Genomic DNA, 7,806 nt, shown 5'->3' on the forward strand with positions numbered 1-7,806 from the left:
CGGGACACGCCGTTTTAGCCTGTGGAGGCGTGGTGCAATCAGGCCGCCCGATGAAGCAGGAACCCGGTACTGCGCGAGCAGCTATCACCCAGTAATGGGAATCCCCCTCCTGTGACGCGAAGCGCTAAGGTGGGGGAGGATGTCAAGATGTAGTACTTGTTGATGAAGGGGGGCACGACCAGCACCGGGGTCTTGCCCACCGTCGCTGTGGTCGGGCTGTACTGGATGAGCTCAAAGAGCTCGGTGCGCAGCACTACCCGGCCCGGGGTGGTCGCCAGATCCCGGCCGAGCTCGAAGGCGGACTCGTCGGTCAGGCGGATGTTGAGGTGATCGGCGCTGCGCTCCAGATCTTCGGCCAGGAGCGCAAGGCCGCGCACCAGATTCTGGCCGTCGGACTCCAGGGTGAGCTTGAGCAGCTCCGGGTTGGTGGCCAGGAAGTTGCTGGGAGCCATGGCGTTGACGTACTGGCGGGTGAAAAAGCGCAGTCGCTCCCGGCTCTTCTCGGGCACGCCCTCCAGGGCATCCACCGCCGCCAGCAGGTGTCTTGCGGTCAGCAGATAGGATTGCTTGAGGTAGTCATAGAGGGGTTGCTCGCTCCAGGCGTCGGCCTTGAAGCGGCGATCGCTGCGATCCGGGGTGATCACCGGCTCGCTCGGCTGGCCTGCACTCTTGAGCAGGGTGTGCTGCATCAGCTTGAGCTGATCCTGCCACCAGTTCATCTGGGACTGGATCAGCTGCCAGGGCTGCTGGCTGCCCTGCTCCAGCACCTGGCCCAGATCGTCCAGACTGGTCTGCAGCAGGGCCTGGGCGGTGCGCTCGGTCTGGGCTCTGGCCATGGCCAGCAGCTTGTCGTTGTAGTGGGCCAGGGCCTCGAACAGCGGGCCGTAAGATGATTGGCTCATGTGTTCTCCTTCACCCACGCCCGGGGCGGGCACTTGCCCGTTCTGTCGAGTCGTGGGGAGATGTGGCTGCCCGCAAGACGGGCAGCCAGGGGTTATCAGGCCTTGCCCGTGCTCTTCTTGATGCCATCTGCGGTCAGGGCATCCAGTTCTTCCTTGAACTGCTGGCCGAGGGTGCTGAGCTTCTGGATGTCATCCAGCATCTGGCGGGAGAGCTGGCTGGCGCTCTCCAGCTGCACGGTGCCGAGGGCCGCCAGGCTCTGGGCATCCTGCACCTTGCCGACGGCCTGCAACTGGTTGAGCCCCAGTTCGGCGTAGGCATTGGCGGACGCCAGTTGCAACCGGGTCAGCTGTTCGATGTTGCTGGCCAGCAGCTGGTTGTAGCGGGTGAGGGGAGCGGCAAAGCCTTGCATCTGCTCGGTAAAGCTCTTGATCACGTCCATATTCATCATGGGTCTCCGGTTCGGCAGAACACTGTTTTTGCGGGTCAATCGACCCTTCTTGCGGGTACAGCACGTCATCCCTGTGTTACGTGTTGTTTGCTCTGTTCAAACACACGTTTGAGAATTCTGCAACCAATCCACCTTTGGTATAAATGTTAGTTTCTGTTTGAATTTTCCAATCCGCCGAGAGAGCCATCCCCGGGTTCAGACGAGAGGTGACGCAGGGCAGGGGGCGGGGTCTCGTTCCCCGGGGCCTGCGCTGGTACCCTTGAGCCACACCCTCTTCACAAGGAATCCCCGATGAAACCGTTCGCCCTGCTGCTCGGCTGTGGTGCCCTGACCCTCGCCGGTGTCGCCCAGGCCAGCACGCCGGTCCAGATCTCCCTGCCCGGTGTCAACCTGCCCTCGTCCAATCAGGTGGAAGGGGCAAGGGCTTCCTTCCTCTACGGCCGCACCGGCCAGGTGAAGGGGATCGATCTGCCGGTGTTCGCCCTCTCCGACGTGGATCAATTCACCGGCCTGCAGCTTGGTGTGTTCTTTGGCGCGAGCCGGGTGCGCCATCAGTTTGGCGGGGTCGCCATCAACGCCGTCAACTGGCACGAAGGGCAGGATACCGGCCTCAATCTGGGCTTCGTCAACCTGACCAACAATGTGAAGGGGCTCAACTGGGGGGCGGTCAACATCGCCCAGGGCAATGCCCTGGCCAACGTCGGCTTCGTCAACTATGCCGAACGCACCACGTTCCAGCTGGGATTCGTCAATGCCACCAAGCACCTGGACGGCTTGCAGATTGGCCTGGCCAACTACGCCGAGAACGGCATCTTCCCCATTCTGCCCCTGATCAACTTCAAGAAATCCTTCTAGGGACCAACTTGCCCTTGCTTTAGGAGGGGCAGCCATTACCCTGTGCTCCATCAAGGCTGCACAGAGGTAACAGGGGCATGACAACGGAACACATGGACGCCATCGGCATCGGCTGGGACGTGAGGGGCTGGCAGGGCAATGCCCAGGCGGTGGCGGTGGTGGGTTGGCAGGCCCGGGAGTCGCGTCTGCACTGGCTCGGGATCTCCCCCCTGTTTCGCCTGAGCTCCCGGGTCGCGCCGGATCTGGATGCCCTGCTGCGCCCGGCCCTGCAAGACGAGGTGGCGCTGATGCAGGTGCTGGCCTGCCCGCGCCTTGCTCTCGGCATCGATGCGCCCCTGGCCTTTCCCCGCGCCCTCGCCGATCTGCTGGCGGGGTGGGGGAGCGGCTTTCCCGTGCCCCAGCGGGAGATTGACAACCCTTACGCCTACCGGGATTGCGAGCGCTGGCTCTATCAGCACTATGGCAAGAAGCCCCTCTCCGCCACCTTCGACAGGCTCGGCAACAACGCCACCCTGGCCCTCTCCATGCTGCCGCGCCTCGGGGATCTGCAACTGGTGCCAAAACGGGCGAGGGCTGCCGGGCGCGCGGTGCTGGAGGTCTATCCCGCCCTGGCCAAAATGGGGGGCAAAGCCTCTGCTGTGCGGCCCGAGCTGCAACCCCACCTGCCAGCAATCCTCATCCCTGGAACGGATCCCTATGATGCCGCGCTCTGCGCCCTGATGGCCCTGCAATATGCGGCCGAAGGGGCCGTCACCTCGCTGCCTGCTCTGGTGGACCTGCCGGAGGAGATGGCACCGGACGAAGGCTGGGTCTACCACTTCGCCCGGGATTGAGACGCCCAAGCACCGCGCTCCCTCTGACGACTGCTGGCGACTCGCTGCAGTCACGGCACTGGTGACGTGACTTGCTGTCGCCACTGCGTATGGCTTGCCGTTGCCACGGTGTCAGGCAAGGGGAGGCCGCCTTTGTCCTGTGATCTTCCGACGTCTCCTTGACCCTTGCCCTTGTTGCCTTACTTTGCGACTGCCGACTGCCGACTGCCGACTGCCGACTGCCGACTGCCGACTGCCGACTGCCGACTGCCGACTGCCGACTGCCGACTGGCGCCTTTTCATCGGACCTCATCCTTGATCCCGACTGTTCATGGCTGGTTTAAAAATCACCTTGTATGCCATCAGACAAGAGACGTACAAGTACATTTATCACCCCGCAGCAGCGGGGAGATGGCTCCAGGGTTGTACAGAAACAGGGTAGCGGGGGTCAAATATGCGGCAGGTTAAGCCTGCAGAAGCATAAATAGGGAGTCAGGGCGTTAATTGCTGGAAGAGCCGTCTCTTCATCCGATATATTGCCTCTTTTCCTCAGGCTTCTTGTCCGGTGGTGTCGATGAAACGCATTCTCTCTATCCAGTCCCACGTGGTGTTTGGCTGTGCCGGCAACAGCGCCGCCGTGTTCCCCATGCGCCGTCTCGGCATGGAGGTGTGGCCCATCAATACGGTGCAGTTCTCCAACCACACCCAGTACGAGGCGGGTTGGCAGGGAATGGCAATGCCGGCGGGCCACATTGCCGCCTTGTGCCAGGGGCTTTGCAATATCGAGGTGCTGGCGCGCTGCGATGCGGTGCTAAGTGGCTATCTGGGCTCGGCGGAGCAGGGGGACGAGATCCTGGCGGTGGTGGCGGCGGTGAAACGAGCCAATCCGGCGGCCCTCTATTTCTGCGATCCCGTGATGGGGCATCCGGAGAAGGGGTGCATCGTCGCCCCGGGCGTCACCCGCTTTCTCACCGAGCAGGCCCTGCCGGTGGCGGACATCATGGCCCCCAATCTGCTGGAGCTGGAGACCCTGTGCGATGTCCATCTGACAACCCTGGCCCAGACCCGGGTCGCCGCACGCCAGTTGCTGGAGAAGGGGGTGAAGATGGTGCTGGTCAAGCACCTGGGTCGCGCCGCCAGCGTCCCCGGCCGCTTCGAGATGCTGCTTGCCACCCCCGAGGGAGACTATCTGATCGCCCGTCCCCTTTACGATTTCGCGCGCCAACCGGTGGGCGTGGGGGATCTCATCAGCGCCCTGATGCTGGCCAACCTGCAGGCGGGATATGATGGGGTGAGCGCCTTCGAGCGCACCAACGCCGCGGTGGATGCGGTGCTGAGACAGACCTGGGAGGCGAATGCCTACGAGCTGCAGCTCATCGCGGCCCAGAGCGCCTTTGCCGAGCCGCAGATTGCCCACAGGGCCGAGCGCCTGGCCTGACGCCATTGATCAGCCCGTGACGGGACGAGCTGATCAAGGTTCAGCTTGCGGCACTGATCGGTGTTGCATCCTGAAAATGTTCGACCCTGGGGAAGGGGTCGTAGAAGTGGTGCAGCAGGGCCTTCCACTCCTGGTACCGGGGGGAGCCCCTGAACCCCCGGGTGTGATCTTCCAGCCGCGCCCACTGCACCAGCAGCAGGTAGTGATGGGGATCGTCCAGGGCACGCTGCAACTGGTGGCCCAGGTAGCCGGGCATGGCGCTGATGATGTGCTGGGCTCGGGCGAAGGCCTGCTCGAAGTCAGTGGCCTTGCCGGGAATGATCTGCAGATGGGCGACTTCCAATATCATGATGGCTCCTTGCCGATGAGTCTGATTGAACCAAAAACCTATGTACGCCGAGCCTTGGAGGGGGCAAGACCGGCACGCTGTCCGGTCTTGCCAGGCCGTCTGCCTCAGAGCTGCTTGTAGAAGAACTGGGTGGCGGCGAGGGTGCCGTCCCCATTGCGGGCGAAGTCCGGGATCTGGCCGGCCTCCTGATAGCCGAGCTGGCGATAGAGGCTGGAGGCCACGTCGCCGACCCGGGTATCCAGCACCAGCAAGGTACGCCTGGCGTCCCGGGCCCCTTGCTCCATGGCGTTCATCAGGGCGCGGCCCACCCCCTTGCCACGGGCCTGGCTGTGGACCATCAGCTTTTCCACTTCGGCCCTGTGGCCCCCGTTGGCCTTTGTGCACAGGGAGAGCTGCAGGGCGCCCACCAGATGGTGCTGATCAAACGCCACCCAGAGCTTGCGCACTCCATCCGCCAGCTCCCCCTCGATGCCTTGCCAGTACGCCAGCCCCTGCTCTTCCTGCAGGGGAGGCAGAAAGCCCACCGAGGCACCGCTGGCCACGCAATCTTGCAGCAGGGCGATCAGCGCCGGTTTGATGCCTCTGGTGCTCTCGACCTCAAGGATCTCCATTGAATGTCCTCATCTTCTCTCTTGGCCCACGTGGGGGATTAACGTCTCGGGCGCGGACTCTCCTGCCGGTGCTATTATCATCCGGTCAGGTGCGCCGTCTCTTAATGGATCAGTCCCTGCGCTGCCAGCCACTGGAACAGCAGGCGGGAGACGGGGGAGACTTCGGCCAGGTGGCGGCTGTCCAGCCAGCGCAGCTCGGCGATCTCCGCCGAGGCGACGGGCGTGCCGTCGGCGTCCCCCGTGTAGCAACGCAGATTGACATTCACCCCTTGCGGCTTGCCGTCCGCCTGGGCGCTGAACTCGCAGGCGAACGCCAGGGTGTCGGGTTTCAGGATGACCGCGAGCTCTTCCTCGATTTCACGAACGAGGGCCGCCTCGTCGCTCTCGCCCGGCTCGCGCTTGCCCCCCGGAATGTAGTAGATGTCCTTGCCGTGGGAGCGGGCGCACAGCAGTTGTCCCTCCTTGAAGGTCAGCCAGGCGAGTTTGTCGATCATGGGCAGATTCCTCTTGTTGCCGCTTGTCAAAGGGGGGGGCTCGCTGCTCGCACAGGGTGCGATAGGAGCGGGTTTCCCGCATCTCGGGCGCCAGTCCCAGCCGGCTAGCCAGCGCCAGCAACTGCGCGCGGTAGGCGGGCAGGGCGGTCTCGTCGTCAGTCATGATGGCGAGCTCGGCAAAATCACCGACGCCTGCCAGGTGATCCACCGTGACGTGGAAGGCCCCCAGAAAATAGATGCTGCGCCGCTTGTCGATGGTCAGCACCGGCTGGTAGCCCAGGGTGCGCACCATGCTGGCCGCCTTGTCCGCATCGGTGATGTTGACCGCCTCGCAGCGATCGGGGCCGGGTCCTTTGACTATCCAGAGCCGGATGCCGCTGGGGGCCATGGTGCGGATGATCAGGCTCTTCTCTGCCCGGGCCAGGGCGCCATCTGCCGTGTCGAAGTAGCAGTCCTGCTCATGATTGTCCGCCACCATCACCTCGGGGCTGAGGGCCGTGAGGGTATGCACAAAGGCGGCGCTGTCCGTCAGGCGGTATTTGAACTCCACCTCGAAGCGCCCCTGAAAGTGGGTGGCCATGGCCTTGCGACGGCTCCCGAACGGCAAATGAATAGGGCAGCCTAGCAAAAGTGCCGGGCTCTCCCAAGCATCGGGATCACAGCTTCGCATCGACTGCTGACTTTATGACCAGATGGTGAGGGGAAATCCGCCCTGGTGCACAGCTTGTGGCCCGGTGGCTGGGCGCCGTACGGGGGCTGTGCTCTAATAAGCTCCCTCTTTGGCGGTATTTCCGCCCTGAACAACGACAACGAGGCGGCGGCCCCGGCCGCGCCAGTGGAGCCACAGATGCAGATCACCTCACAGACCCCCTTTATCGGACTGGGCGTGGCGGGCAACTTCGCCGGTCACCTGGAGCAGGCAGGGGAGGCGGCGGACTTCGTCGCCGTCAAGGTTGACGACAAGGTCGCCCCCAAGGCGCTGTTCCCCTTCTATGTGCCGAACCATCCCGGCCAGCTCGGGGTCTTTCCCCTGAGCGGCGATGCCATCTTCCTGCCGGAGGCGGCGGTGAGCGGGGACGAGAAGGTGCAGATTGAACCCGAGGTGGCACTGTGGTGCGAGCTGGAGTACGCGGGGGAGCAGGTGGTGGCCATCCATCCCAAGGCGTTTGGCGCCTACAACGACTGCTCCATCCGTCGCCCCAATGCCAAAAAGATCAGCGAGAAGAAGAACTGGGGTGAAGAGAGCAAGGGGCTGGCCGCGAACCTGCTGCCCCTGACCCACTTTGCCGCAGGATGCGAGCTCGATGACTACCGCATCGCCTGCTATCTGGAGCGGGACGGGGAGCTGCACCCCTACGGGATCGACAGCGCGGCGGTGGACTACAGCTACTTCCACGGTCAGTTGCTGGCGTGGGCCATCGACAAGTTCAACCATCAGCAGGACGAAGGCCCGGCCGAGCATATCCAGGGGCTGCTGGCCCAGGCGGGGCGCCCGGCCCATGCGCTCATCAGCATTGGCGCCACCCGCTACACCCCCTTTGGCGAGACCCACTTCCTCGCTCCCGGTGACACCGCCTGCGTGGTGGTCTACCCCGCCAGTCGCTACAGCGAGAGCGACATTCGCGAAGCCATCGCGACCCGCCGCGTTGGCGCCGATGTCTCTGTCCTGCTCCAGGCGGTCAAGACCCGTTGATCGCGATGCCTTCCCAACCTGGGGAGGCATCTTCTTTCTCTATTATGCCTGCGCACACTCCATCTTAAATGCGAAAGGGGACTCCCTCCGACGTAGGTGGGAGAGGAATTTCGCCGGGGCGTCAGCCCCGCTGGTTTTGAATGTATTGCTTGATCACCTCTAACGGCGCACCGCCGCAAGAGCCCGCAAAGTAAGAGCGTGAC

The 7,806-nt window shown here is 63.6% G+C and carries 9 protein-coding genes and 2 pseudogenes; 4 read left to right on the top strand and 7 right to left on the bottom strand.

All coding sequences use genetic code 11. The features are described from left to right. Nucleotides 1-143 precede the first annotated feature (143 nt). Nucleotides 144-902: pseudogene (locus tag MUW49_RS17365) on the bottom strand (class I poly(R)-hydroxyalkanoic acid synthase); the annotation flags it as partial. Nucleotides 903-997: 95 nt separating this feature from the next. Next, nucleotides 998-1,348 (bottom strand): phasin family protein, encoded by a 351-nt coding sequence (locus MUW49_RS17370; RefSeq protein ID WP_041211496.1) that lies wholly within the window; start codon nt 1,346-1,348, stop codon nt 998-1,000. 294 nt (nt 1,349-1,642) lie between these two features. Here MUW49_RS17370 and MUW49_RS17375 point away from each other — a divergent pair, with 294 nt between their 5' ends. The 3 genes from MUW49_RS17375 to pdxY all read left to right on the top strand — a co-directional run bounded on the left by MUW49_RS17375 (nt 1,643) and on the right by pdxY (nt 4,456). Next, on the top strand, nt 1,643-2,206 hold the full coding sequence (locus tag MUW49_RS17375) for a hypothetical protein (RefSeq protein ID WP_010674879.1): 564 nt from the start codon (nt 1,643-1,645) through the stop codon (nt 2,204-2,206). Nucleotides 2,207-2,283: 77 nt separating this feature from the next. Further along, nucleotides 2,284-3,039: a DUF429 domain-containing protein gene (locus MUW49_RS17380; protein ID WP_029314586.1), complete on the top strand. Its 756-nt coding sequence runs from the start codon at nt 2,284-2,286 to the stop codon at nt 3,037-3,039. Nucleotides 3,040-3,592: 553 nt separating this feature from the next. Beyond that, nucleotides 3,593-4,456 (top strand): pyridoxal kinase PdxY, encoded by an 864-nt coding sequence (gene pdxY / locus MUW49_RS17385; RefSeq protein WP_010674877.1) that lies wholly within the window; start codon nt 3,593-3,595, stop codon nt 4,454-4,456. A gap of 40 nt (nt 4,457-4,496) precedes the next feature. Here the strand turns inward: pdxY and MUW49_RS17390 are convergent, their stop codons facing one another. The 4 genes and pseudogenes from MUW49_RS17390 to MUW49_RS17405 form a co-directional block, all read right to left on the bottom strand. Continuing rightward, a complete protein-coding gene (locus MUW49_RS17390) occupies nt 4,497-4,805 on the bottom strand; it encodes an antibiotic biosynthesis monooxygenase (RefSeq protein ID WP_010674876.1) in 309 nt (102 codons plus the stop codon). Between the two features lie 104 nt (nt 4,806-4,909). Continuing rightward, nucleotides 4,910-5,416: a GNAT family N-acetyltransferase gene (locus MUW49_RS17395; protein ID WP_010674875.1), complete on the bottom strand. Its 507-nt coding sequence runs from the start codon at nt 5,414-5,416 to the stop codon at nt 4,910-4,912. 101 nt (nt 5,417-5,517) lie between these two features. Next, complete coding sequence (locus MUW49_RS17400; protein WP_010674874.1) at nt 5,518-5,910, bottom strand: NUDIX domain-containing protein; 393 nt, start codon at nt 5,908-5,910, stop codon at nt 5,518-5,520. Between the two features lie 43 nt (nt 5,911-5,953). Continuing rightward, nucleotides 5,954-6,490, bottom strand: a pseudogene (locus MUW49_RS17405) (class IV adenylate cyclase); the annotation flags it as partial. Nucleotides 6,491-6,757: 267 nt separating this feature from the next. On the opposite strand from MUW49_RS17405, the gene MUW49_RS17410 reads away from it, so the two are divergent. Beyond that, nucleotides 6,758-7,603 (top strand): DUF5718 family protein, encoded by an 846-nt coding sequence (locus MUW49_RS17410; protein ID WP_069784645.1) that lies wholly within the window; start codon nt 6,758-6,760, stop codon nt 7,601-7,603. A 121-nt stretch (nt 7,604-7,724) separates the two neighbouring features. On the opposite strand, the gene MUW49_RS17415 is transcribed toward MUW49_RS17410, so the two are convergent. Next, on the bottom strand, nt 7,725-7,806 hold an 82-nt coding region (locus MUW49_RS17415; RefSeq protein ID WP_202904331.1), incomplete at its 5' end, for a transposase.

It is taken from the genome of Aeromonas sp. LsrichE-8G (genome assembly GCF_022869435.1).
Taxonomy (GTDB): domain Bacteria; phylum Pseudomonadota; class Gammaproteobacteria; order Enterobacterales; family Aeromonadaceae; genus Aeromonas; species Aeromonas caviae.

Bases quoted from the DNA above. Each gene is read 5' to 3' on its own strand.
- MUW49_RS17370 (WP_041211496.1), bottom strand. From the start codon at position 1,348: ATGAATATGGACGTGATCAAGAGCTTTACCGAGCAGATGCAAGGCTTT.
- MUW49_RS17375 (WP_010674879.1), top strand. From the start codon at position 1,643: ATGAAACCGTTCGCCCTGCTGCTCGGCTGTGGTGCCCTGACCCTCGCC.
- MUW49_RS17380 (WP_029314586.1), top strand. From the start codon at position 2,284: ATGACAACGGAACACATGGACGCCATCGGCATCGGCTGGGACGTGAGG.
- pdxY (WP_010674877.1), top strand. From the start codon at position 3,593: ATGAAACGCATTCTCTCTATCCAGTCCCACGTGGTGTTTGGCTGTGCC.
- MUW49_RS17390 (WP_010674876.1), bottom strand. From the start codon at position 4,805: ATGATATTGGAAGTCGCCCATCTGCAGATCATTCCCGGCAAGGCCACT.
- MUW49_RS17395 (WP_010674875.1), bottom strand. From the start codon at position 5,416: ATGGAGATCCTTGAGGTCGAGAGCACCAGAGGCATCAAACCGGCGCTG.
- MUW49_RS17400 (WP_010674874.1), bottom strand. From the start codon at position 5,910: ATGATCGACAAACTCGCCTGGCTGACCTTCAAGGAGGGACAACTGCTG.
- MUW49_RS17410 (WP_069784645.1), top strand. From the start codon at position 6,758: ATGCAGATCACCTCACAGACCCCCTTTATCGGACTGGGCGTGGCGGGC.